Annotated in this window: 22 protein-coding genes and 1 pseudogene; 14 read left to right on the top strand and 9 right to left on the bottom strand. The window is 70.9% G+C overall.

All coding sequences use genetic code 11. The features are described from left to right. Positions 1–210: 210 nt before the first annotated feature. Complete coding sequence (locus ACIA8E_RS15380) at positions 211–3,165, top strand: BTAD domain-containing putative transcriptional regulator (protein ID WP_399298207.1); 2,955 nt, start codon at positions 211–213, stop codon at positions 3,163–3,165. A gap of 220 nt (positions 3,166–3,385) precedes the next feature. Continuing rightward, a complete protein-coding gene (locus ACIA8E_RS15375; protein ID WP_399298206.1) occupies positions 3,386–3,598 on the top strand; it encodes a hypothetical protein in 213 nt (70 codons plus the stop codon). Between the two features lie 162 nt (positions 3,599–3,760). On the opposite strand, the gene ACIA8E_RS15370 is transcribed toward ACIA8E_RS15375, so the two are convergent. Then, on the bottom strand, positions 3,761–5,317 hold the full coding sequence (locus tag ACIA8E_RS15370; RefSeq protein WP_399298204.1) for a FadD3 family acyl-CoA ligase: 1,557 nt from the start codon (positions 5,315–5,317) through the stop codon (positions 3,761–3,763). Positions 5,318–5,414: 97 nt separating this feature from the next. On the opposite strand from ACIA8E_RS15370, the gene ACIA8E_RS15365 reads away from it, so the two are divergent. From ACIA8E_RS15365 to ACIA8E_RS15355, 3 genes are read left to right on the top strand one after another with little or no spacing between them, the layout of a single operon-like run. Continuing rightward, positions 5,415–6,563, top strand: coding sequence for a lipid-transfer protein (locus ACIA8E_RS15365; RefSeq protein WP_399298202.1), 1,149 nt, complete (start codon positions 5,415–5,417; stop codon positions 6,561–6,563). 1 nt (position 6,564) lies between these two features. After that, positions 6,565–7,005 (top strand): Zn-ribbon domain-containing OB-fold protein, encoded by a 441-nt coding sequence (locus tag ACIA8E_RS15360; RefSeq protein WP_399298200.1) that lies wholly within the window; start codon positions 6,565–6,567, stop codon positions 7,003–7,005. 31 nt (positions 7,006–7,036) lie between these two features. Further along, on the top strand, positions 7,037–7,810 hold the full coding sequence (locus tag ACIA8E_RS15355; protein ID WP_399298199.1) for an enoyl-CoA hydratase/isomerase family protein: 774 nt from the start codon (positions 7,037–7,039) through the stop codon (positions 7,808–7,810). Positions 7,811–7,862: 52 nt separating this feature from the next. Here the strand turns inward: ACIA8E_RS15355 and ACIA8E_RS15350 are convergent, their stop codons facing one another. Continuing rightward, a complete protein-coding gene (locus ACIA8E_RS15350; RefSeq protein WP_399298197.1) occupies positions 7,863–8,414 on the bottom strand; it encodes a hypothetical protein in 552 nt (183 codons plus the stop codon). 193 nt (positions 8,415–8,607) lie between these two features. Here ACIA8E_RS15350 and ACIA8E_RS15345 point away from each other — a divergent pair, with 193 nt between their 5' ends. After that, entirely contained in the window at positions 8,608–9,258 is a 651-nt protein-coding gene (locus ACIA8E_RS15345) for a hypothetical protein (RefSeq protein WP_399298195.1), read from the top strand. Between the two features lie 63 nt (positions 9,259–9,321). On the opposite strand, the gene ACIA8E_RS15340 is transcribed toward ACIA8E_RS15345, so the two are convergent. Further along, entirely contained in the window at positions 9,322–11,727 is a 2,406-nt protein-coding gene (locus ACIA8E_RS15340) for a PQQ-binding-like beta-propeller repeat protein (protein WP_399298193.1), read from the bottom strand. 171 nt (positions 11,728–11,898) lie between these two features. Then, positions 11,899–12,897 carry a VOC family protein gene (locus ACIA8E_RS15335; RefSeq protein ID WP_399298191.1) on the bottom strand — a complete coding sequence of 333 codons (999 nt, stop codon included), beginning with the start codon at positions 12,895–12,897 and terminating at the stop codon, positions 11,899–11,901. 296 nt (positions 12,898–13,193) lie between these two features. Here ACIA8E_RS15335 and ACIA8E_RS15330 point away from each other — a divergent pair, with 296 nt between their 5' ends. Further along, positions 13,194–13,841 carry a TetR family transcriptional regulator gene (locus tag ACIA8E_RS15330; RefSeq protein WP_093931124.1) on the top strand — a complete coding sequence of 216 codons (648 nt, stop codon included), beginning with the start codon at positions 13,194–13,196 and terminating at the stop codon, positions 13,839–13,841. A 119-nt stretch (positions 13,842–13,960) separates the two neighbouring features. Here ACIA8E_RS15330 and ACIA8E_RS15325 read toward each other — a convergent pair whose 3' ends face one another. After that, positions 13,961–14,452: a nitroreductase family deazaflavin-dependent oxidoreductase gene (locus ACIA8E_RS15325; protein ID WP_399298189.1), complete on the bottom strand. Its 492-nt coding sequence runs from the start codon at positions 14,450–14,452 to the stop codon at positions 13,961–13,963. Beyond that, positions 14,452–15,696, bottom strand: a complete 1,245-nt coding sequence (locus ACIA8E_RS15320) for an acyl-CoA dehydrogenase family protein (protein WP_399298187.1) — start codon at positions 15,694–15,696, stop codon at positions 14,452–14,454. Before ACIA8E_RS15320 ends, ACIA8E_RS15325 begins: the two co-directional genes overlap by 1 nt. Before the next feature lie 137 nt (positions 15,697–15,833). Here ACIA8E_RS15320 and ACIA8E_RS15315 point away from each other — a divergent pair, with 137 nt between their 5' ends. The 6 genes from ACIA8E_RS15315 (at position 15,834) to ACIA8E_RS15290 (ending at position 20,726) form a co-directional block, all read left to right on the top strand. Further along, the gene (locus tag ACIA8E_RS15315; protein WP_399298185.1) at positions 15,834–17,015 is read left to right on the top strand and encodes a thiolase C-terminal domain-containing protein; all 1,182 of its coding nucleotides are present in this window, start codon (positions 15,834–15,836) and stop codon (positions 17,013–17,015) included. Positions 17,016–17,153: 138 nt separating this feature from the next. Next, complete coding sequence (locus ACIA8E_RS15310; protein ID WP_399298183.1) at positions 17,154–17,513, top strand: DUF805 domain-containing protein; 360 nt, start codon at positions 17,154–17,156, stop codon at positions 17,511–17,513. A 266-nt stretch (positions 17,514–17,779) separates the two neighbouring features. Further along, the gene (locus ACIA8E_RS15305) at positions 17,780–18,466 is read left to right on the top strand and encodes a pyridoxal 5'-phosphate synthase (protein ID WP_399298181.1); all 687 of its coding nucleotides are present in this window, start codon (positions 17,780–17,782) and stop codon (positions 18,464–18,466) included. A 111-nt stretch (positions 18,467–18,577) separates the two neighbouring features. After that, positions 18,578–19,486, top strand: a complete 909-nt coding sequence (gene htpX, locus ACIA8E_RS15300; protein WP_399298179.1) for a zinc metalloprotease HtpX — start codon at positions 18,578–18,580, stop codon at positions 19,484–19,486. Positions 19,487–19,504: 18 nt separating this feature from the next. Next, positions 19,505–20,089 (top strand): hypothetical protein, encoded by a 585-nt coding sequence (locus ACIA8E_RS15295; protein WP_399298178.1) that lies wholly within the window; start codon positions 19,505–19,507, stop codon positions 20,087–20,089. 34 nt (positions 20,090–20,123) lie between these two features. Beyond that, positions 20,124–20,726, top strand: coding sequence for a DUF1707 domain-containing protein (locus tag ACIA8E_RS15290; RefSeq protein WP_399298176.1), 603 nt, complete (start codon positions 20,124–20,126; stop codon positions 20,724–20,726). 34 nt (positions 20,727–20,760) lie between these two features. Here the strand turns inward: ACIA8E_RS15290 and ACIA8E_RS15285 are convergent, their stop codons facing one another. After that, entirely contained in the window at positions 20,761–21,171 is a 411-nt protein-coding gene (locus ACIA8E_RS15285) for a Zn-ribbon domain-containing OB-fold protein (RefSeq protein ID WP_399298174.1), read from the bottom strand. Beyond that, positions 21,168–21,620 carry a DoxX family protein gene (locus ACIA8E_RS15280; RefSeq protein WP_399298172.1) on the bottom strand — a complete coding sequence of 151 codons (453 nt, stop codon included), beginning with the start codon at positions 21,618–21,620 and terminating at the stop codon, positions 21,168–21,170. The genes ACIA8E_RS15285 and ACIA8E_RS15280 overlap by 4 nt, the downstream gene beginning before the upstream one ends. 172 nt (positions 21,621–21,792) lie before the next feature. On the opposite strand from ACIA8E_RS15280, the gene ACIA8E_RS15275 reads away from it, so the two are divergent. After that, positions 21,793–23,010 (top strand): flavin-containing monooxygenase, encoded by a 1,218-nt coding sequence (locus tag ACIA8E_RS15275; RefSeq protein ID WP_399298170.1) that lies wholly within the window; start codon positions 21,793–21,795, stop codon positions 23,008–23,010. A 116-nt stretch (positions 23,011–23,126) separates the two neighbouring features. On the opposite strand, the pseudogene ACIA8E_RS15270 reads toward ACIA8E_RS15275, so the two are convergent. Beyond that, positions 23,127–23,404 (bottom strand): annotated as a pseudogene (locus tag ACIA8E_RS15270) (Ig-like domain repeat protein); the annotation flags it as partial.

Raw genomic sequence — 23,404 nt, 5'->3', positions numbered from 1 at the left:
GGATCGTTGTCGAGGGCTTGTGCAGAGAGTCACCCGCTGCTGACGTGTCCGCCCATGACAAGGCAGACTGTTGAGCGCGATAGCAACGGTAGGGCGTAATCCGGATCCACCCGGCGCACATGGGTGCACCAGCGGGCATTCCGAGCAGAAGCGCCGGCGGGACCAGCGTGACCGGCAGTACTGGCGGGGCGAGCAGGACAGGGGGCATCAATGGACCGTGACCACGGGCCACGCGTGCGTGTTCCGGAGCAGCGGGCTCCGCAGCAGCAGACGGCCGGCACCGACCTCCGCTTCGCCGTACTCGGCCCCGTACGCGCCTGGCGGGGCGGCGAACCGCTGCCCTCCGGCTCACCGCAGCAGCGAGCCCTGTTGACCGCCCTGCTCCTGCGCGACGGCCGCACGGCCACCGCCGCCGAACTCATCGACGCCATCTGGGGTGAGGAGCCGCCGTCCCAGGCGCTCGCCGCCGTACGGACATACGCTTCCCGGCTGCGCAAGATCCTCGACCCGGACACGCTGATCAGCAATGCCGGCGGCTACGCGATACGGACCCGGCCCGACGCGCTCGACTTCACGGCGGCGCAGGAGCTGGCCGCGGACGCGGAGAAGGCGCGGGCCGGCGGCGACCGGGCCCGGGCCCGCGCCCTGATCAACGAGGCGCTGGCGCTGTGGGACGGCGAAACGCTGGCCTCCGTCCCGGGGCCGTACGCCGAGAACCAGCGCACCCGGCTGGAGGAGTGGCGGCTCCAGCTCACCGAGACCCGGCTCGACCTCGACCTGGAACTCGGCTGCCACGCGGAGGCCGTCTCCGAACTGACCGCGCTCACCGCGGCGCACCCGCTGCGGGAGCGGCTGCGCGAACTGCTGATGATCGCCCTGTACCGCAGCGGCCGTCAGGCGGAAGCGCTCGCCGTGTACGCCGACACGCGCCGGCTGCTCGCCGACGAACTCGGCGTGGACCCGCGCCCGGAGCTTTCGCAGCTCCAGCAGCGGATCCTGCAGGCCGACGAGGAACTGGCCCACCCGGCCGACGAGACGGCGCCCGCACCCGCAGCCGTCCGCCCGGCCCAGCTCCCGGCCACGGTCCCGGACTTCACCGGCCGCGCCTCCTTCGTACGCGAACTGGGCAACCGGCTGGCGACGGCCGAGGGCTCGGTCATGGCGGTCTCGGCGCTGGCGGGCATCGGCGGCGTGGGCAAGACGACGCTGGCCGTGCACGTCGCGCACCAGGCCCGCCCGCACTTCCCGGACGGCCAGCTGTACGTGGACCTGCAGGGCGCGGGCGCACGGGCGGCGGAGCCCGAAACGGTGTTGGGGTCCTTCCTGCGTGCTCTGGGCACCGCCGACTCGGCGATCCCCGACTCCCTCGACGAACGGGCGGCACTGTACCGCTCCACGCTCGACGGCCGCCGCATCCTGGTCCTCCTGGACAACGCCCACGACGCGGCCCAGATCCGTCCGTTGCTCCCCGGCACGGCAGGCTGTGCGGCCCTGGTCACGAGCCGCGTCCGCATGGTCGACCTGGCGGGCGCGCACCTGGTGGACCTCGACGTGATGTCCCCCGAGGAGGCACTCCAGCTCTTCACCCGGATCGTCGGCGAGGAACGGGTCAACTCGGAGCGCGAAGCAGCCCTGGACGTGGTCGCCGCGTGCGGCTTCCTCCCCCTCGCCATCCGCATCGCCGCCTCCCGCCTGGCCGCCCGCCGCACCTGGACGGTCTCGGTCCTGGCGGTGAAGCTCGCCGACGAGCGCCGCCGCCTGGACGAACTCCAGGCGGGCGACCTGGCGGTGAAGGCCACGTTCGAACTCGGCTACGGCCAGCTGGAGCCGGCCCAGGCCCGCGCGTTCCGCCTGCTGGGCCTGGCGGACGGCCCGGACATCTCCCTGGCGGCAGCGGCGGCGCTGCTGAACCTGGAGGTGCATGCGGCGGAGGACCTGCTGGAGTCCTTGGTCGACACGAGCCTGCTGGAGTCGGCGGCGCCGGGGCGGTACCGGTACCACGACCTGGTACGGCTCTACGCGCGTGCATGCGCGGAACGGGACGAACAGCCCCCAGTGGAACGGGAGTTGGCGCTGTCGCGACTGCTGGACTTCTACCTGGCCACGGCGGCGGGGGTGTATGCGCTGGAGCGGCCTGGGGATCGGGCGGTCGTCCATCTGGTGGTTCCTGACCGCCCGGGCCTCGAATTCACCGACGGGCACGCAGCCGTGGACTGGCTCCACAACGAGGCCGATGCACTGCTTGCGTGCGCCCATCAGAGCGCCTCGAACGGCATGCTACGGCGTGCCGTAGACCTGCTTTGCGCGGCAAAGGACCTGGCTGAGTCAGGCGCGAACTCACGGCAGTACGAGACAACCGGCACAGCTCTGCGCGACGCAGCACGCGCGGCAGATGACGCCCGCTCCGAAGCGCGAGCCCGAGCCTCGTTGTCGACGGTCCATCTCGTCTCTGGCCGGTTCGCCCTGGCCGACGAGGAAGCCATGCATGCGATGGCGCTCGCCCGGGACTCCGGCGACCCGATCCCCGCCTGTTGGGCCCCGAACGACCGCGGCATCATCGCCTTCTACCAGGGTCGACACACGGACGGTGAGAAGTTCCTGCAAGAGGCGATCGACAACTACCGCGCAGACGAAAACCTGGTGGGCGAGGCATCTGCGTTGTGCAACCTCTCCCGGATTCACGTCGACATGGGCCGCACGACAAGCGCCGTTGAGCTCGCCCAACAGGGCACAGCAATTTTTGACGGCATGGGACTGAGCCTCCGCACCGCCAACGGCCGTTTCGCGCTGGGAATCGCGCTCACCCGAGCCGGACGATCCGCCGAAGCACTTGAGCAACTGGGGGAGGCATTGCGCGTGTTCCGAGGCAACCGCCAACGCCTCTGGGAAGGTTCCACCCATTTCCGCATCGCCGAGGCACACCTGGCGGCCCAGCGCCCGGCACCAGCAGCGCAGCACGCGGAGCAGGCCCTTGCTCTCCGTGTCATCGGGGGAGAATGGATGCGTGGCAACGTCCTGACCACGCTGGGCCGGGCCCTCCAACACCTCGGCCAAATCGATCGGGCGCGTGCATGCTGGCACGAGGCGCTGTCCATCTACGAGCAAACCGGTGCTGTGGAGGCAGACGAAGTCCGCGAGCTCCTCACTCCCGTAGCCGCCGCTTGAAGCATCATCGCCTGCCGAACGTTGACGGCGTTCATCGATTGTTTATCGCCACTCGTCAGTCTTATGTCTATCGATCCGTCGCGTCGGGGGGCAGGCGGGTTGTACGGGGAACCACACCGCTAGGGTGAACGGCCCTGACACGCCCGTCCGGCGACCCACGGGGGAGTCGCCGGACGGGCATTGCCGACCGAGCACGCTATACCTCTGGGAGTTGACAGGCATGAGCGACGCACTTGAGCCCAAGACCGGTGACGCCACCACGCAGGAGAACCACGCCGGGAGCCCGAGCGCAGGTGACAGCACAGTCACCCCGCTGGAGAACCACGCGGGCAGCGTGGCCGAGGACGTCGCCACCCTGGAGAACCACGCTGGTGGTACTCCGAAGGACCTTCTCAAGCCGCAGGAGAACCACGCGGGCTCCGAGAAGGCCTAGAGACCTTGCCCGACGGGGACGGGGGACGGCCGCGGCGGCGCGGAGGGGGAGCCGTCGCGGCCGCTGCATGTCCGCGCACAGCCCACCGCCCCGGGACATCCGACTGCTCGCCGTCGGCCACCCCCGGGCAGTGGCCGAGAACGTCTGACCGGCCGGGCGCCCCTACCCCCGCCCCCGCAGTTCCCCCTTCACCACCTTGCCGCTCGCGTTGCGCGGCAGTTCGTCCACGAACTCCACCGTCCTGGGGACCTTGTAGTTCGCCATCTCCCGCCTCGACCAGGCGATCAGGTCGTCGGCCGTGAGTGTCGCGCCCGGGCGGCGGACCGCGTATGCCTTGCCGACCTCGCCCAGCCTGGGGTCCGGGATGCCGATCACCGCCACGTCGGCCACATCCGGGTGCAGGCCCAGGAGTTGTTCGATCTCCGCGGGGTACGCGTTGAAGCCGCCGACGATGAACATGTCCTTGATCCGGTCCGTGATGCGCAGGTTGCCCGCCTCGTCGAGGATGCCGATGTCGCCCGTGTGGAGCCAGCCGTCGGGGGTGATGGTGGTGGCTGTGGTGCCGGGGTCCTCGAAGTAGCCCTGCATCACGTTGAAGCCCCGGACCAGGACCTCGCCGGGAGTACCGGGGGCCGCCAGGACGCGGACCTCCGTGCCGGGGATCGCGCGGCCGGAGGTGGAGGAGATCACGTCGGGACGGTCGCCGCGGCGGCACATCGTGACGATGCCGCTCGCCTCGGAGAGGCCGTATGCCGTGAGGACCGTCGCGATGCCCAGCTCCGTGCGCAGGCGTTCCACCAGTTGGAGGGGGACGACCGCCGCACCCGTCACCACCAGGCGCAGGGCCGAGAGGTCGTGCGTCGCCCGCGCCGGGTGGTCCAGCAGGGACTGGTGGAGGGTGGGCGGGCCCGGGAGGACCGAGATGCGTTCGGCGGCGATGTTCGCGAGGACCGTGTCCACGTTGAACACCGGCTGCGGGACCATCGTCGCGCCCCGCATCAGGCACGCGATGATGCCGGCCTTGTAGCCGAAGGTGTGGAAGAACGGGTTCACGATCAGATAGCGGTCGCCCTGGCGCAGGCCCGCCAGCTCGCTCCAGATCGCGTAGCAGCGCAGGGTCTGGGCGTGGGTGATCACGGCGCCCTTGGGGCGGCCCGTGGTGCCCGAGGTGTAGATGATGTCGGAGGGGGAGGAGGGGGCGATCGCGTCCGCTCGCGTCCACACCTCCGCCGGAGAGATCCGCTCGCCCGTCGCCAGGAAGTCCTTCCAGGTGACGTAGGACTCGGGGGCCGCGTCCGCCAGCACCACCACCCGCTCCAGGTGCGGGAGTTCCACCTCCGCCCGGCGCAACGACGCCACGTAGGACGTGCCGAGGAACGTGCCGGTGATGAAGAGCAGCTTCACCCGGCTGCGCTGCAGGATGTAAGCCGCCTCCGTGCCCTTGAAGCGCGTGTTGAGCGGGACCAGGACCGCACCGGCCGTGACCGCCCCGAGGGCCGAGACGATCCAGTCAAGGGTGTTCGGCGCCCAGACCGCGACCCGGTCCCCCGGCTCCACACCCGACGCCATGCACGCGGCGGCGGCTCGCTCGACGCGGTCGCCCAGTTCGGCGTACGAGATGCGGGTGCGGCCCTCGATGACCGCCTCCCGGTCCCCGTACCGCCGCGCTGCCGTCCGTACCAGCCCCGGGATGCTGCCCCGCTCCTCGTCGCCGCGCATCGCATGCCCTCCCGCCGAACCGCATTAGCTGACTATCCGTCAGATTAGCTGTAGCCTCTGCGGCTGTCAGCAGTCATGACGATCGCGGAGGTGGCGGATGGCGACGCTCAAGGACGTGACGGCGATAGCCGGTATCGGACAGACGGCCTTCGCGAAACAACTTCCCGAGTCCGAGAAGACCTTGGCCTGCCGGGCGATCGTCGCGGCTCTGGACGACGCGGGCATCGCCGCGTCGGAGGTCGACGCGTTCGCCTCGTACACGATGGAGGAGACCGACGAGGTCGAGGTCGCCAAGGCGATCGGGGCCGGCGAGGTCACCTTCTTCTCCAAGGTCGGCTACGGAGGCGGGGGTTCGTGCGCGACGGTCGCGCATCTCGCCGCCGCCGTCGCCACCGGACAGGCGAGCGTCGGGGTCGCGTGGCGGTCACGGAAGCGCGGCTCCGGGCCCCGGCCCTGGAAGAACACCGCCGTTCAGCTGCCGACCCCCGCCCAGTGGACCCGCCCGTACGGCCTGCTGCGTCCGGCCGACGAGATCGGGATGCTCGCACGGCGGTACATGCACGAGTACGGGGCCACCCGCGACCACCTCTTCAACGTCGCGCTCGCCTGCCGCAACCGCGCCAACCAGAACCCCGACGCGGTGATGTACGAACGCCCGCTGACCCGCGACATGTATATGACCTCGCGCTGGATCAGCGAGCCGCTCTGCCTCTTCGACAACTGTCTGGAGACGGACGGGGCGCTGGCCTGCGTCATCGTCTCCGCCGAGCGGGCCCGCGACTGCCGGCAGCAGCCCGTCTACATCCACTCCGTCGCCCAGGGCCTGCCCGCCCAGCACCACGGGATGGTCAACTACTGGAACGACGACCCGCTCACCGGACCCGCCTGGACGGCTGCCCGGCAGCTGTGGAAGCAGGCCGACTTCGGTCCGGACGATGTCGATGTCGCGCAGATCTACGACGCGTTCACCCCGCTCATCCCGCTCTCCCTGGAGGGCTACGGCTTCTGCGGTCGCGGCGAGGGCGCCGCGTTCACCGAGGGCGGGGCGCTGGAGAGCGGTGGCCGGCTGCCCATCAACACGGGCGGCGGCGGACTCAGCGAGGGGTACGTGCACGGTTTCAACCTCATCAACGAGGGCGTGAAACAACTGCGCGGCACCTCCACCGCCCAGGTGCCGTCCGCCGCCACCTGCCTGGTCACCGCCGGTGAGGGCGTGCCCACCTCCGCCGTACTGCTCAGGAGCTGACATGGAATCGCTGTTGCTGCCCGTCGTCGACGAGGACGGCGCGCCCTTCTGGGAGTACGCCGCCCGGGGTGAACTCCGCGTCCAGGCGTGCGCCGCCCCCGACTGCGGCAGGCTCCGCTTCCCGCCCCGGCCCTGCTGCCCGCACTGCCGGTCGTTCGAGAGCGAGTGGCGGGCGATGAGCGGGCGCGGGCGCATCTGGTCGTACGTGGTCCCGCATCCGCCGCTGCTGCCCGCGTACGCCGCACAGGCCCCGTACAACGCCGTTGTCGTCGAACTGGCCGACGCCCCGCACATCCGGCTGGTCGGCAATGTGGTCAGCGGGCCCGAAGCGCCGCTGAACTCGGTCGATCCGGCGAGGTTGCGGATCGGGGCATCGGTGAAGGCGGTCTTCGCTCCGGTGAGTCCGGAGCTGACCGTGGTCCGCTGGCAGTTGGAGCGGTGAGGGGCAAGAGGCATGCGATGAGGGGACGACGATGACACTGCGGACGGAGACCGACAAGGAGACCGGGGTCGCGGTCGTCACCCTCGACCGGCCCGAGAAATTGAACGCGATCGATCTGGCGACAGCCGATGAACTGGCCGGTGTCTGGCAGGCGTTCCGCTTCGATGACGAGGTACGGGCCGTCGTGGTGACCGGCGCGGGCGGGCGCGCCTTCTGTACGGGGCTCGACCGGGACGTGGAGGTGCCTCAGCCCTCGTCCCCGTACACGATCGACGATCCGCTGATCGCGATCGGGCCGAAGGCGAACGACCTGTGGAAGCCGGTGATCGCCGCCGTGGAGGGGATGGCGTGCGGCGGGGCGTTCTATCTGCTGGGCGAGGCGGAGTTCGTCGTCGCATCCGAGGAGGCGACCTTCTTCGACCCGCATACGACGTACGGCATGGTCAGCGCGTACGAGGCCATCCACATGGCGCAGCGGATGCCGTTCGGGGAGGTGGCCCGGATGTCCCTGATGGGTACGGCCGAACGGGTGACGGCCCACCGTGCGTACGAGACCGGGCTGGTCAGCGAGGTGACGGCGCCCGGCGGCGCGGTGGAGGCGGCGGTGCGGGCGGCAGGCGTGATCGCGTCGTATCCGACGGAGGCGGTGCAGGGGACGGTACGGGCGGTGTGGTCCGCGAAGGAGGCCGCGAGGACACAGGCGCTGGCCCATGCCCCGCAGCTGATCGCGCTCGGGAACCTGCCGGTGGAGCGGCAGGGGGAGCTGTTCAAGGGGCGGGGCAGCGGGGAGTTCCGGCTGCGGTGAGGCGAGGCCGGAACTCCCCGCTGCGGTGAGCCGGAGCCCCCGTCCGCTGCGGTCAGTAGCTGAGTTCGGCCTCGGCCCGGCACTTCTTCACCCGGGACACCTTGCCCGGGCTGTCCATCCGCACGGAGACGGTCGCGCTGTCGGCGCCCGTCAGCTCCACGTTCGCCTCGCCGGTGTCGACGGTGTTGCCGCGCGCGTCGAGGAAGGCGACATCGACCTTGTACGTGTGCGTGCCGAGCTCGCTCGAGCTGACCCGGACGGTGGAGGAGGTCACAGCCCGCCGCTTGCCCCTGCGGGGCTGGGCGCAGCGGACCACGGTCGTCGTGGGCGCGTCCGTGGCCGTGGCGCCGGGGGTCTCGGTCTCATAGCTCGAGCTGCCGGACGAGCTGCTCGACGAGTCGTCGTAGATGTCGTCGTCGTCGTAGTCGTTGTGGTGGTAGCTGCCGTTGCTCTTCTTGGAGTTGGAGCAGCCGCCTCCGCTGCTGCCCGAACCGTGGCTCCTGCTGCCCCGGCTCTTGCCGCCGTGGCTCGACGTCGAGAATCCGGTGAGTGCGAGCACCACCACGACCAGAACCGCCGAAAGTTTCAGATGCTGCCGCATCATCGATGCAGCCCCCCTTGATTTGTTGTCATGTCGCTGTCCATCGACCGCGCGTCACCGTAACGCATGGCCCATGCAGGAACAGGTGCCAGCCCGGTCCGTCCCTGGTGGCGAGGGCCAACGGCCGGGCGTAGCGTCGACGCCGAGAGCGGTGCAGGTCCGCGACGCCGATCCGCACACCCGCAGGAGGCCGAAGATGATCCGCAACATCCTCGGCTCGATCGTCGCTCTCGCAGGAGCGGCGGCCGTCGTGCTGAGCCCCTTCCGTGACTGGTACGACGGCCGTCTCGGGCGTCATTTCCGGGTCGCGGACCTCTTCAACGGCATCAGTGGCGCGCAGCCGGGCCCGTTGGCGTCGATCTGGCTGCCGTTTCTGTTCGCGGCCGCCGTGGCGCTGGTGGGCGTGGTACTGCGATCGCGGCTGGTGGTCGCCTGCGCGGGCGTGATCGTGCTCGGCTTCACCGTGCTGTGGATGGTGCGGCAGGGGCAGGTGCGCGGGAGCCTGACGGTGGCGTCGGACGGGTCCGGGCTGCAGCTGGGAGTGGCGTACGCGGCGGGCGGCGGGGTGCTGCTCCTGCTGGGCGCGCTGCTGATGTCGGGACGGCACGGCAGTGGCAGCCGCCTCGGCCGCAGGGCCCGCAACCAGCCGTATGCGGCGCCGGGGTCGGAGGATCCGGACACGTGGCCGCCGACGCAGGAGCCGGGGCCGTCGGTGCAGACAAGTCCATGGCCGGAGCCGGAGGTGGACCCGTACACGGGTCCGGACACGCACCCGAGGGACCAGGACACGGCGCCGTACCCCGTGCAGGACGAGGGCCCTGACACGCGGCGCCCTCCCCAGCCGTGACGCGTCCCCGATGCAGGGTTCCGTCCCTCGAACGGGCGGGAAGCGGCCGTCGAGTGGCCGCCCCTACGCCCGTGCCCTGTTTCCCGTACCCGTGCCCTTCAGCGCGTCCAGCGCGTACACGCAGCGGTCCTTGCTGCACGCGTACACCACGCCTCCCTGCGCCACCGGTGAACCCGTGATCTCACCGCCCGTCGCCAGCTTCCATCTCAGCTGACCGCCCGCCGCGTCCAGCGTGTACAGCACATGGTCGGCGGAGCCGAAGTGGACCCGGCCGTCGGCCACGACCGGTGCGCCGACGACCTCGCCGCCCGCGGCGAAGCGCCACTTCGGGGTGCCCGTCACCGCGTCCAGCGTGTAGAGCGCGTTGCCGCTGCCGACGTGGACGTTGCCCGCCGCCACCAGCACCGGTTCGATCGACTGGCGGGCCTCCGTCGCAATGCGCCAGCGGTCCTTGCCGGTCGACGCGTCGAGCGCGTACACCGTGCCGAGGTAGTCGGCCAGGTACACCCCGCCGCCCGTGACCGCGGGGCCCGGTGCGAAGGCCGGCGGGGAGAGGAAGACCGCGGGCGACTCGAAGTGCCAGCGCACCCGCCCCGCCGCGATGTCGGCGGCGAGGACCCGGGTGCCTGCGGCGATGTACACATGTCCGTCCGGCGCCGGGGTCACCCGGACGGGCACCCCGCCGCAGGAGGCCGCGTCGCCGATCGGGTACGACCAGCGCTCGATGCCCGTGCGGGCGTCGACGGCGCGCAGCCGGGCGTCCTGCCAGAGGTACACGGTGCCGTCGTGGATCGCGGGCCCGGCCTCCGCCGTCTCGAAGTCGGTCTGTACGCCGCTCGTCTCCCACAGCTTCTCGCCGGTGGACGCCTCCCACGCCTGGACGCCGCCGCCACGCGTGCCGGTGACGACCGTGCCCCGGTCGGCCTTGAGGGAGTACACCCAGGCGTCCGTCTGCAGCCGCCACCGCTCGGCGCCGGTCAGCGCGTCCAGGGCGTACAGCGAAGGGCCGTCGGAGCCGTGGATGCGGCCGCCGTCGAGCGCCATCGACCAGGCCACGTCGCGGGTCTTGAACTGGCGCCGGCCGTTGCCGACGTCCAGCGCGTGCACCTCGAAGGACGTCACGTACAGCAGGTCCCCGGCAACAACCGGGGTGCCCCACACGTCGTTCGACATCCGGAACCGCCAGGGCCGCCAGCGGTCCGGCCCGGCGGGGGCCGCCTCAGGGGCGTGTGCCGGCGCGGGTACGGGAGGGGCGGCGGCCGGGGCCGTACCGTTCAGTCCGGCGGGCGGGCGCACCCAGCCGGTCGCGGGACCGGCCTCGGCGCCGGCCATGGCACGTACGTCGCCGGCGCGCGGCCCGGGTCCGATCGGCACCTTCGCACCGCTCAGCCGCACCGGACCGCCCCCGTCCGGAGCCTGGACGGGCGACCGGGAGAGGGAGGGTGCGGGGGACGGGGATCTCAGGTCCGCGCCGCTGCGCCACGCCGGCTCCCAGTCCGCGCCCGGCGGGCGATGGGACGGCGGGGGCGGCGGAGCAGGCGCGGGTGCGGACGCCACGGGCGCCGCCGTACGCCCTCCCCCGCGCCGCTGCTCGATCATCGCCGTGGCCGATGTCGGCAGCCAGGCCGACGCCGTACCGCTGTCGTCGCTGCCGGAGGCGAAGAGGTGCGGGGCCAGCTGGGCCTGCAGATCGGCGGGGCTGGGCCGCCGCGCCGCGTCCATCTGCATACAGGACTCGATCAAGGGCCGCAGATCGTCGGGCAGGCCCTCCACATCGGGGCCCTCCCGCAGCAGCATGAAGACCGTCTCGACCGGATTGGCCCCATGGAACGGCGCATGGCCGGTGGCGGCGAACACCAGCGTCGAGCCGAGCGAGAACACATCGCTGGCGCCCGTCACACTGCGCGAGTCCCGCGCCTGCTCGGGCGACATGTAGGCGGGGGTGCCGACCGCCACGTTGGTCATCGTCAGCCGGGTGTTGGAGACGCCGGACGCGATCCCGAAGTCGATCACCCGCGGGCCGTCCTCGACCACCAGCACGTTCGACGGCTTGAGGTCGCGGTGGACGAGGCCCGCGCCATGGATGGACTGCAGGGCCTCGGCGATCCCGGCGGCCAGCCAGCGCACCGCCTGGGTCGGCATCGGACCGCACTCATTCACTATTTCCTCGAGCGAGGGAGCGGGCACGTACGCGGTGGCCAGCCACGGTACGGCGGCGCGCGGATCGGCGTCCACCACGGCCGCCGTGTAGAACCCGCTGACCGCCCGGGCGGCCTCGACCTCACGCGTGAAGCGGACCCGGAACAGCTGATCCTCGGCAAGTTCCGTACGTACGGTCTTGATCGCCACCCGTCGGCCCGACGCCGAGCGGGCGAGATAGACCAGCCCCATGCCGCCGGCCCCGAGCCGTCCCAGTACCTCGAACGGGCCGATCCGCCTCGGGTCGTGCTGCGTCAGCTGCTCCACCACTTACCTGCCACCTCCCCGTACGGACCTCAGCAACAGAAGCCCGCGAAAAACCGCCCCGTGCAGGGTCTCACCACTGGGCACCACCCGGCGGTGCGCACCCCGATTGTTCCTGGCCGAAGCGATGGTTGCGAACCCGGGGGCGGATCGGGGTGTCACATGTCACTCTGCCCTCTATCGGGACACCGGGGGCTGAAGTACGGCGAACTCGGCACCCTGATTGTCGTGCAGGACCGCCATCCTCCCGTACGGGATGTCGAAGGGCGGCACGGAGACCCGGCCGCCGAGGTGGGCGCCGGTCTCGGCCGTGGCGTCGCAGTCCGCGACGGCGAAGTAATTGAGGAAATAGCTGGGCATCTCGGCCGGGAACACGTCGGTGATGACGCTGCGCCCGCCGATCGCGGTGTCGGGGCCCGGCTCGGTGCCTGCCGGGGACCACATCCGGAAGTCGACCCCGGGCACGTCTGCGTCCGATCCGCTCATGCCGGACGCAACCGGGCCGGACTCGGAGGTCCCGGACTCGGAGGTCCCGGACTCACCCGTGCCGGACTCACCGGTCGCGGACCTGGCGGGGCCCGGCGCGTCCGCGCCGGCCTCGGGCGTGCCCGACCTGCCGGTTCCGGGCTCCCCAGTTCCGGACTCGCCCCTGCCCGACTCGCCTGTGCCGGCCGCGCCGAGATCCGTCCCACGGAAGCCGAAGACCTGCTCGTAGAAGGCGTCCACGCGGTCCTTCTGCCGGGTGTACACCTCGGTCCAGCAGAACGATCCCGGCTCGTTCTGCTTCTGGAACCCGCTGCGGTCCCCCGCCTGCCAGAGCCCGAAGACCGCGCCTCCGGGGTCGGCGGCCTGTGCGAGCACCCCGGCGCCGCCCACCCGGACGGGCTCGGTGATCATCTGACCGCCCGCCTGCCGGATCCTGGTGACGGTCGCGGTGATGTCGTCGGTGGCGAAGTAGATGCCCCAGGCGGTCGGCATCCGGCCGTCCTGCTTGCCGGCCAGTGCGGCGACCAGCTTGCCGCCGCTGAGGGCATCGGCACAGGGGCCGCCCCTGTCCACCTCTTCGCCGGCCCGGAAGGTCCATCCGAAGAGCTCACCGTAGAAGCGCTTGCCCGCTTCGAGGTCGGGGAGCTGCACATCCACCCAGCACGGAGCGGAGTGCGCGAATGCGGCCATGGGCCCGGATCCTTCCGCAGTAGTGACGCTCGTCACACCCAAAGTAGCCGCGCGCCGCCCCCGCCGCGCCGCGACGAACCGTCGAACACGGTCTCGATATCGGAGTTCCTTGCCCATCGCGTCACGGAAAGTTATCCACGGAAGTTGTCCACAGGCTGTTGATAACACAATTCAAGCTGTGGATCGCATCCGCCGAAATCCGGCCACTTCCCCCACACCACCCCACCGCACCTGCGGACCTCCCCATTTGCAGTCGGCCGAATCGCGCTCCGATCACCCCTCGGTAAGCTGACGGCATGACAGGACAAGTGCGCACCGTCGACGGCCGCGTGGCCGGTCGACGCGGACAGGCGACGCGGCAGAAGCTGCTCGACTGCCTCAGCGAGATGCTCAGCTCCTCGCCGTACCGGGACGTCAAAGTCATCGACGTCGCCCGGAAGGCAGGGACTTCACCCGCGACCTTCTACCAATACTTCCCCGACGTCGAGGGCGCCGTCCTCGAGATCGCGGATGAAATGGCCAAGGAGGGCGCAGGGTTGACGGAACTCGTCGCAGGCCGCTCCTGGGTCGGCAAGTCCGGCTGGCAGACCGCCGAAGAACTCGTCGAGGGATTCCTCGACTTCTGGCGGCGCCACGACGCGATCCTGCGTGTGGTCGACCTCGGCGCGGCCGAGGGCGACAAGCGGTTCTACAAGATCCGCATGAAGATCCTTAACTCGGTCACCAACTCCCTTACGGATTCGGTGAAGGATCTCCAGGCCAAGGGCAAGGTCGACAAGGACATCAGCCCCGCGGCGATGGCGGGCTCGCTGGTCGCGATGCTGGCCGCGGTCGCCTCGCACCAGAAGGGCTTCCAGACCTGGGGCGTCAAGCAGACCGAACTCAAGCCGAACCTGGCGCTGTTGGTGCACCTGGGCATCACCGGCAAGAAGCCGACGAAGTAGCGCCGGCTCCCGGCTCCCCCTTCCGCTCCGGGCACCGCACGGCCATCCGGGCTGCCCACGTCCTGTCGCGCCGACGGCGGACCACGCAATGTGGTCCGCCGTCGGCGTATCACCGCGCCTTACGGAGTCGCGCGCCGCTCCAGCCGGAAGAGCCGGATCTCCCGCTCCACCCGCGCCTGGTACGTGGCGTACGGCGGCCAGAACGTCAGCGCCGCCTGCCACACCTCCTCCCGTTCCACGCCCTCCAGCAGCCGGGCGCGTACCGCGACGTCGTGGCCCTTCCAGTTGATGACGGCGTCGTCCGGATGGACCAACAGGTTCGCAGTCCAGGCAGGATGACCCGTACGGCCGAAGTTGCTGCCGATGAGAACCCACGTCCCGTCACCGTGCTCCGGGGTGGGCATACAGGCCAGTGGGGTGGTCCGCAGCTGCCCGCTCCTCGCGCCGCGCACCGTCAGGATCAACCCCGGCAGCATCTGCGCACTGAGCAGTACCTTGCCGCGGGTGAGCCGGTGGACGGTGCGGTCCATGGCGGGTATGACGTGCGGGGCGATCCTCGCGAAGGCGCGGGTCGAGGACACCTTCTGGATCAGCCGGACTCCGGGTGCCATCAGACCGCCACCTCCATGCGCGGCCCGTGCCCGTGGCCCTGCGCCTGCCTGTGTCCCTGTACCTGGGCGTCCTGCGTGAAGAGCCCGGCCTGCTCGGCCGCGTGGTCGCGCAGCCGGTGGACCGGCCCGAAGAGCAGTTCGTCGGCGGCGGCCCGCTTGAAGTAGAGATGCGCCTCGTGTTCCCAGGTGAAGCCGATCCCGCCGTGCAGCTGGACGGCCTCGGCGGTGGTGATCCGCAGGGTTTCCAGCGCCTGGGCGAGGGCGAGCCCTCCGGCCGCCGGGTCCCAGGCCGCGTAGTACGCCGCAGACCTGGCTGACTGCACCCGCACGTACAGATCGGCCAGCCTGTGCTTCACGGCCTGGAAGGAGCCGATGGCGCGGCCGAACTGCTCGCGCGCCTTGACGTATTCGACCGTCCGGTCGAGTGCGTTCGCCGCGGCTCCGACCGCCTCCGCCGCCAGTACGGCGGCGGCGGTGCGCCCGACGGCGGCCAGGGCGCCCGCCGGGCCGGCCACATCGACCGTGTCGTCGGCGCCGAGCAGTTCCGCGGCGGTGTCGCGCAGTTCGATGCGAGCCAGCGGCCGGGTCTCGTCCAGCGAGGTCTGCCGGGTGCGGGCGAGCCCGGTCGCCGCCTCCGCGCGGACGAGGAAGAGAAGCGTACGGCTGCGTGGGAAGCCGCCCGCATGGGCCGCGACCAGCAGCAGTCCGGCGCTGTGCCCGTCGAGGACCCGCGCGGCCTCCCCGTACAGCCGCCACCCCTCCGGGCCGGGCCGGGCCTGTACGCCACCGGCCCGCCCGCCGCCCGCCCAGGAGCCGCCGGTGGTGTCGCCGGTGAGGCCCAGGGCGGTGGAGAGCGAGCCTCCGGGGACGGCGAGGGTCGCGGTCAGTTCACCCGAGGCGATGCTCGGCAGCAGGGCGGTGCGCTGGGCCTCGGTGCCGAGTGCGGTGATCAGAGGCGCGGCGAGCGCGGCGGTGGCGAGCAGCGGGGACGGCAGCAGGGCGCGGCCGGTCTCCTCGCAGGCGACGGCGAGTTCGACGGGCCCGCAGCCGACTCCTCCGTACTCCTGCGCGAGCGCGAGCCCCGGCAGCCCGAGGTCCTGGGCGAGTTGCCGCCACAGGGCCTCGTCATATCCGTGCGCGGTCCGCACGGCGCTCCTGACCTCGCCGGGTCCGCAGCGTTTGACCAGCAGTTCGCGCAGGGTGCGGCGGACCTCGTCCTGCTCCGCGGTGAAGGCGGCGTCCATCGTCGGGCTCCTTCCCCTCAGGGGCCGTAGGCCCCGATCTGACGGGTCGTCATGCTAGGCGTGATGTTGCGAGAAACCCAGAGCCGCGCACGCGCTCGCCCACCCCCTCCCGCCATATCTGATGTACCGTCAGATTTATGCCTTCCTCACCCTCCTCCCGCCCGCGCAAGGTCGCTGTCGTCGGCATATCCCTCGCGGACTGCGGACGCGTCGACGGCCCCACCCCGTACGCCCTGCACGCCCAGGCCGCCCGCCGGGCGCTCGCCGATTCGGGTCTGGACCGCTCGGTCGTCGACGGCTTCGCCTCCGCCGGACTCGGCACGCTCGCCCCGGTCGAGGTCGCGGAGTATCTGGGCCTCAAGCCCACCTGGGTGGACTCCACCGCGGTCGGCGGTGCGACCTGGGAGGTGATGGCCGCCCATGCCGCCGACGCCATCGCGGCCGGCCGCGCCGACGCCGTACTGCTGGTGTACGGGTCCACCGCGCGCGCGGACATCCGGGCCGGACGCCGCACGTCGAATCTCTCGTTCGGCTCGCGCGGCCCGCTCCAGTTCGAAGTGCCGTACGGGCACTCACTGATCGCCAAGTACGCGATGGCCGCCCGCCGCCATATGCACGAGTACGGGACGACGCTGGAGCAGCTCGCCGAGGTAGCCGTGCAAGCCCGCGCGAATGCGGCGGCCAACCCGGACGCGATGTTCCGGGACCCGATCACGGTGGACGACGTCCTGTCGGGCCCGATGATCGCGGACCCGTTCACCAAGCTGCACTGCTGCATCCGCAGCGACGGCGGGTGCGCGGTACTGCTGGCGGCCGAGGAGTACGTACCGGACACGGCGAAGGACCCGGTGTGGATCCTCGGCACGGGCGAGTACGTCTCGCACTCCACGATGTCCGAGTGGGACGACTTCACGGTCTCCCCCGCCGCGGTCTCGGGCCGGCTGGCCTTCGAGCGTGCCGGGGTGCGGGCCGCCGACATCGATCTGGCCGAGATCTATGACGCCTTCACCTATATGACGCTGGTGACGCTGGAGGATCTGGGGTTCTGCGCGAAGGGCGAGGGTGGCGCGTTCATCGAGAAGGGCCGGATCGGTCGGTCCGGCGAACTTCCGGTGAACACCGACGGGGGTGGGCTTTCGGCCTGCCATCCTGGGATGCGCGGGCTCTTCCTCCTGGTGGAATCGGTCCGTCAACTCCGCGGTGAGGCGGGGAAACGCCAGGTCAGAAGGGTGGACGGTAGTCTTCCCGAGCTGGCTGTGGCCTCAGGGACGGGTGGCTGGTTCTGTTCCTCGGGCACGGTCGTGCTGGGACGGGGCTGAGCAGCCCGAATCCTTGGCAGGCATTGCCTGAAAGCGCTCTCTCTATAACTTTTTGACCCGGGCACCTCAAACCTCTAGGTTCTGGCGTCCAGGCTCGGTCCAGCGAGGACGAGCCACCATCGTCCTTGGGGGGACAACATGCACTGGTATCTCGATGTTCTGAAGAAGTACGTGGTGTTCAGCGGCCGTGCGCGCCGCCAGGAGTACTGGATGTACGTGCTGTTCAACGCCATCGCCGCCATCATCCTGGCGGTGCTCGACGCAGTGATCGGCACGCAGCCGGTCCTCATCGGGATCTACTACCTCGCCGTCCTTCTGCCCAGCCTCGGTGTCTTCGTGCGCCGCCTGCACGACACCGGCCGCTCCGGCTGGTGGATTCTGTTCGGGATCGTCCCGCTGGTGGGCGGGATCACGCTGCTCGTCTTCGCGTGCCTCGAGGGTGAGCGCAGCCAGAACGCGTACGGCCCGGACCCGAAGTCCGGCTACGCCGCGGCCTAGTGGGTCCCGCTGTCGGCCCGCCGTCCGGCCGTCCGACCGCACGCATGACCGCATGACCGTGCGCTCACCGCTCTGAGCGCACACCACACAGGGCGTCGCCCGGCAACCCACTGCCGGCCGACGCCCTGTGGGCGTTCGGCCACGGCCGCCGCGCTCCCAGGGATCGTCGTCCCCCAAGCGGTCCTCGACGCCGAGGAACTCGTCCGCCTCACGCCACCGCGGACCGACCCGGCGGCCCCACGCCCCGGCGGGCATGATGGGGCCGCATGACCGATGTGACGCCTGATCCGCACTCCGCCCAGCAGGCCTTCCGGGACCTCCTGCACGCCCAGCGCGTATGGGACGTCGAGCTGCCCTCGTTCGATCCCGCCGCCGCGCCCCGCACCCCGCTTCCTCTCTTCCACGCCTGGTTCGCCGAGGCGGTGGCCGCCGGGCAGGCCGAGCCGCACACCATGACGCTCGCCACCGTCGACGCCGAGGGACACCCGGACCTGCGGACGCTGATGCTGCACGACGCGGACGACCGTGGCTGGCACTTCGCCACGCACGCCACCAGCGCGAAGGGCCACCAGCTCGCCGCGCACCCGCACGCGGCGCTCGGCTTCTACTGGCCCGCGCAGGGGCGGCAGGTGCGGGTACGAGGTCCGGTCGCCGCCTGCACCCCCGCCGAGAGCCGGGCCGATCTGCAGGTCCGCTCGACCGGGGCGCTGGCGTCGGCGCTGGTGGGACGGCAGAGCGAGGTGCTCGGCTCGTACGAGGAACTGAACCGCGCCTCGGACGCCGCCTGGGAGCAGGCACAGGCGGAACCGGAAGCGGACGTGGCGAGCTGGACGCGGTACGTGGTCGAGCCGCGCGAGGTCGAGTTCTTCCAGGGTGACGCGGGGCGGCGCCACATCCGGCTGCGCTACCGCCGCGACGGCGGGGTGTGGGAGCGGGAGCTGCTCTGGCCGTGACCGGCCCTCCGGCCCGTCCGGCTCACTCGTTCCATCCGGTGTCGTTCGGCTTATCGGGTTCCAACAGAAAAGGAGCACTATGGGAGACAGGTGAGTTGCTGGAGGCATTCCATGACACGAACCCGTTCCCGCTACGCCCCCGACCACGGTCTGACCACGCGCATGGTCACCACCATGTTCCTGATCGGACTGCTGTACGTGGTCCTGGTGGGCGTGCTCCTCGCGGTGCTGCGGGGCGCCTGGCCGATCATCCTGATCTTCGCCGGCGGTCTGTTCATCGCCCAGTTCTGGTTCAGCGACCGCATCGCCGCATTCAGCATGGGTGCCCGCGAGGTCACCCCGGAGGAAGCACCCGAGCTGCACGGCACCATCGACCGGATCTGCGCCCTGGCGGACATGCCGAAACCCCGGGTGGCCATCGCCCGGAGCGACGTACCTAACGCCTTCGCCACCGGCCGCGGCGAGAAGAGCGCCCTCGTCTGCGCCACCACCGGGCTCCTGCGCAGACTCGAACCCGAGGAGCTGGAGGGCGTCCTCGCGCACGAGATGTCGCACGTCGCCCACCGGGACGTCGCCGTCATGACGATCGCCTCGTTCCTCGGCGTCCTGGCCGGCATCGTCACCCGCGTCGCCCTCTGGGGCGGCCTCTCCCGCAACCGCAGCAGCGACCCCGTCGGCATCGCGATCATGCTGATCCCGTTGATCAGCGCCGTCGTGTACTGCCTGAGCTTCCTGCTCACCCGGCTGCTCTCGCGCTACCGCGAACTCTCCGCCGACCGCGCCGCCGCCCTACTCACCGGCCGCCCCTCCGCACTCGCCTCGGCGCTCACCAAGGTCAGCGGTCAGATGGCCAGGATCCCGACGGAGGACCTACGGAAGGCGGAGCCGTACAACGCCTTCTACTTCGTCCCGGCGTTCTCCTCGAAGGAGAGCCTCAGCCGGCTGCTCTCCTCCCACCCGACCCTCGAACAGCGCCTCGACCAGCTGGCCCGCATCACCGCCGAACTCGCCCGCCCGTAAGGAACCAGGGAGTCCGCAGTGGGTCTTCTCGACACCATCCTCGGCCGCAGCAAACCGGTCCGCCCCGACCTCGACCAGCTCTTCGCCGTACCCTCCGCCGCCCTCACCCTCCAGGCGGGCGCCGGCTTCACCCCCACCGGTCTCGGCTCGGTCTGCTTCGCGGGAGTGGAGGGCGGCACCTTCGCCCGCATCCGGCAGGACGTACAGGAACTGCTCGACGCGGACACGGACCGGGGCGGCATCCCGGTGGAGTTCGGCCAGGACACGTACGGCTACACCTGGCTGCTCTCCCGCCGCTCCCCCGACGATGTGGCCGCCCTGGTCAACGACCTGCACGCGGTCAACACCCTGCTCCAGGACGGCGGCTTCGGCCCGCAGTTGCTCTGCTCACTGATCGGCTTCCGGGACGCCGCGGAGCGGTCTCTGGCGCTGGTCTACCTGTACAAGCGCGGCACGTTCTATCCGTTCGCCCCGGTGCTGGGCGGCGCCGAAAAGCGCGACAACCAGCTGGAGTTGCAGATCAGGGCGACACTCGGGGACGACCTGCGGGTCGAGAAGGATCTCTCCCGGTGGTTCCCGGTCTGGGGAGCGCCCGGACTGTGAGCCGCGTGCCGAGCCGTTCCGTATCATCAGGTTCATGACTGCTGAGCGCCCGAACTCCGTCAGTCGGCTGCGCGCTTCCGACGCCGACCGTGAAGCGGTGGTGGACCAGTTGAGGGAGGCCGCGGCCGAGGGCCGTATCGACCTCGACGAGCTGGACACCCGGCTGGGCCAGGCGCTGGTCGCCAAGACCTACGCCGAGCTGACGCCCCTCACCGCCGATCTGGGGCCCGCGCCGCAGGACGCGGGGAAGCCGCTGGTCCTCAAGGGCGGCATCCAAGGCGCGGTGCGCACCGGGCGCTGGAAGGTGCCCGCGCACATCGATGTGGACGGCGGCATGGGCGGCGCCGAACTCGACTTCACCCTGACCGACTGCCGGCTGCGCGAGATCGAGCTGGAGGTCAACGGGCAGATGGGCGGGGTCAGGATCATCATCCCCGCGGGCTGGGCCGCGGAGACCGACGAGGTCGATCCCGGCCTGGGCGGCTTCAAGGACCGGACCAGGGACGAAAGGCTCCCGGGAACCCCGCTGATCCGCGTCACCGGCACGGCCGGCATGGGCGGCGTGGTCATCCGCCACCCCAACGTCTGGGAGCGGTGGAAGCTGCGGCGCGCACTGCGGCGCAGCAAGTCGTTCTGAGTCGTGCCGGCGGAGCGGCAGATCCGGAGCCGTCTCACGGCCGGAAGACCGGGACCGCCTCGCCGCCCTCCTCCTGCCTGAAGGTGACACGCAGTCCCATGCCGATGGCGAGGTCGGACTCCGCGCAGTCGACGATCTCCGTCATCATGCGCGGCCCCTCGGCGAGATCGACGACGGCCGCCATGTACGGGACGCGGGCGCCGAACGGCGGCAGGTCGTTCCGATGGACGACGGACCAGGTGTAGAGCGTGGCGCGGCCGCTCGCCCGCTCCCAGGTGACGTCCTCGCTCCAGCAGCGCGGGCAGAACTCGCGCGGGTAGTGGTGGGCCTTGCCGCAGGCGTGGCAGCGGCGCAACAGCAGGTGCCCCTCGGCGGCCGCGTCCCAGTAGGGCCGGGTGAAGTCGTCCGGTTCGGGCAGGTCGAAGCGAGGGGCGGCCGTGGTCATCCGAAGAGTCCGATCGCGTGGTCGAGGGACCAGACCTGCCAGGACATGGCGAAGAGGGCGACGAGGGAGATCAGCGCCATCATCGCGTTCTGGCCCTGCTCGGCCCAGTCGTGGATCATCAGCACCAGGTAGAGGAGGTTGAGGACCAGTCCGCCGAGGAGTGCGACGGGCGTCAGGAAGCCGGTGATCAGGCCGAGACCCAGGGCGAGTTCGGCGTGGACGACGAGGTGGGCCATGGCCTTGGGGCGGGGTGCGACGACCCGCTGGAAGCCGGTCCGTACCGCCGCCCATCGGTGCTTGGCCGCGACGTCCGCCGCCCAGGCGATGCCCGTACCGCGCTCGAACCAGCCCTTCTTGTCCTTGTGCCGCCAGCTCTCCAGCCACCACAGGCCGAGCCCTATTCGTAGGACGGCGAGCCACTCGGCTCCGCCGAGCCAGATCGTCTGCATCGGGGCCCCTCCCACTCACCAGATCTGACGGTACGTCAGTTCACCTGATCCGGCGCCGCTACGCAAGAGGTGCGCAGAACACGGGCCGGACGCACACACTCGTGATCAATTCGCAATCGATTCCGGTCTTGACCGAGACCCATCAAGTAATCGGGCGATTACGCTCCGATCCATGCCCAACAGCACCTCCACCTCCGGCAGTAGTCCCATGCCCGCGCCCGCCCCCGCGCCCACCGACATCACGGAACACCGGCCCGTCTACGTCGTGGGCGGCGGACCCGGCGGCCTCGCCGCGGCGGCAGCCCTGCGCGAGCAAGGGGTACGGGCCGTCGTGCTGGAGAAGTCCGGAAGCGTCGGCGCGTCCTGGCGTGGCCATTACGACCGGCTGCACCTGCACACCACCCGACGCTGGTCCGCGCTGCCGGGGCTCGCGATGCCCCGCCGGTTCGGACGCTGGGTGTCCCGCGACCACGTGCTGCGCTACCTGGAGAAGTACGTCGAACACCACGAGCTGGAGGTGGTGACGGGCGTCGAGGTGACCCGTATCGACCGGGCGACCGACGGCACCGGGTGGCAGCTGACCGCGACCGGCGGCCGGGTGCTGACCGGGCGGGCCGTCGTCGTGGCCACCGGCTTCAACCACACCCCGCGGATCCCGGACTGGGCCGGCCGCGACACCTTCGCGGGCGAGCTGGTGCACGCCCGCGACTACCGCAACCCCGCCCCGTACGCGGGCAAGGACGTCCTCGTCGTCGGGATCGGCAACACCGGCGCGGAGATCGCCGTGGACCTGGTGGAGGGCGGCGCTTCCCGGGTACGGATCGCGGTACGCACCGTTCCGCACATCGTGCGCCGCTCGACGGCGGGCTGGCCCGCGCAGGCGACCGGCATCCTGGTCCGCAGACTGCCGGTGCGGCTGGTCGACCGGGCCGGCCGGCTGATGGCCAGGGTCGCCGTGCCCGACCTCGCCGAACAGGGTCTGCCGCGCCCGGACACCGGGCTCTACTCACGGGTCAGGGATGGCGCCATCCCGGTCCAGGACGTGGGGCTGATCGACGCGGTGCGGGGCGGCCGCGTGGTGCCGGTGGCAACGGTCGACTCGTTCGACAAGGACGCGGTCGTGCTGGCCGACGGGACCCGGATCACCCCGGACGTGGTGATCGCGGCGACCGGCTACCGGCGGGCCCTGGAACCGCTGGTCGGACACCTCGACGTGCTGGACGCACGCGGCCGGCCGGTGGTGCACGGCGGCCGCACGCCGAAGCATGCACCCGGGCTCTACTTCACGGGGTTCACCAATCCGATCAGCGGCATGTTCCGCGAAATGGCCCTGGACGCACGGAAGATCGCCAGGAAGCTGGCGAAGGACTCCGGCCGCCTCCGCCCCTGACCCGGATCTTTTCCCGGCCCTCCGCCCGTCCTCGCGACGCGCTCCGTGATCCCCTCCGGCACCGCATGAAGAAGGGCCTCCACAGCTGTGGAGGCCCTTCTCGCACCTGCCGGGCGCTACTTGGTGAAGATGAAGTACTTCCAGGCGCCGTGGGTGGTGGAGTTCACGGTGTCACCGGAGGAGCTGTTGACGTACGAGGAGCGCAGGCGCATCCGGTAGCCGGTCGGGTGCGAGCCAGTGAGAGTCACGGTGGACTTGCCGTTGGCGCCGAGCGCGAAGTGGCCCGAGCCCGCGTCGTTCCACTTGCCCTGGTAGTAGATCTCCAGGTTCAGCCTGTGCGAGCGGTTCTTGTAGTACGTCATGGTCGTGGTGAAGACCGGGTTGGTCTTCTTGT

The organism is Streptomyces sp. NPDC051664 (assembly GCF_044453545.1).
In the GTDB taxonomy this organism is placed as follows: Bacteria; Actinomycetota; Actinomycetes; order Streptomycetales; family Streptomycetaceae; genus Streptomyces.
Note: the sequence above shows the minus strand (reverse complement) of the source record. Positions and strands in the feature narration are given on the sequence as shown.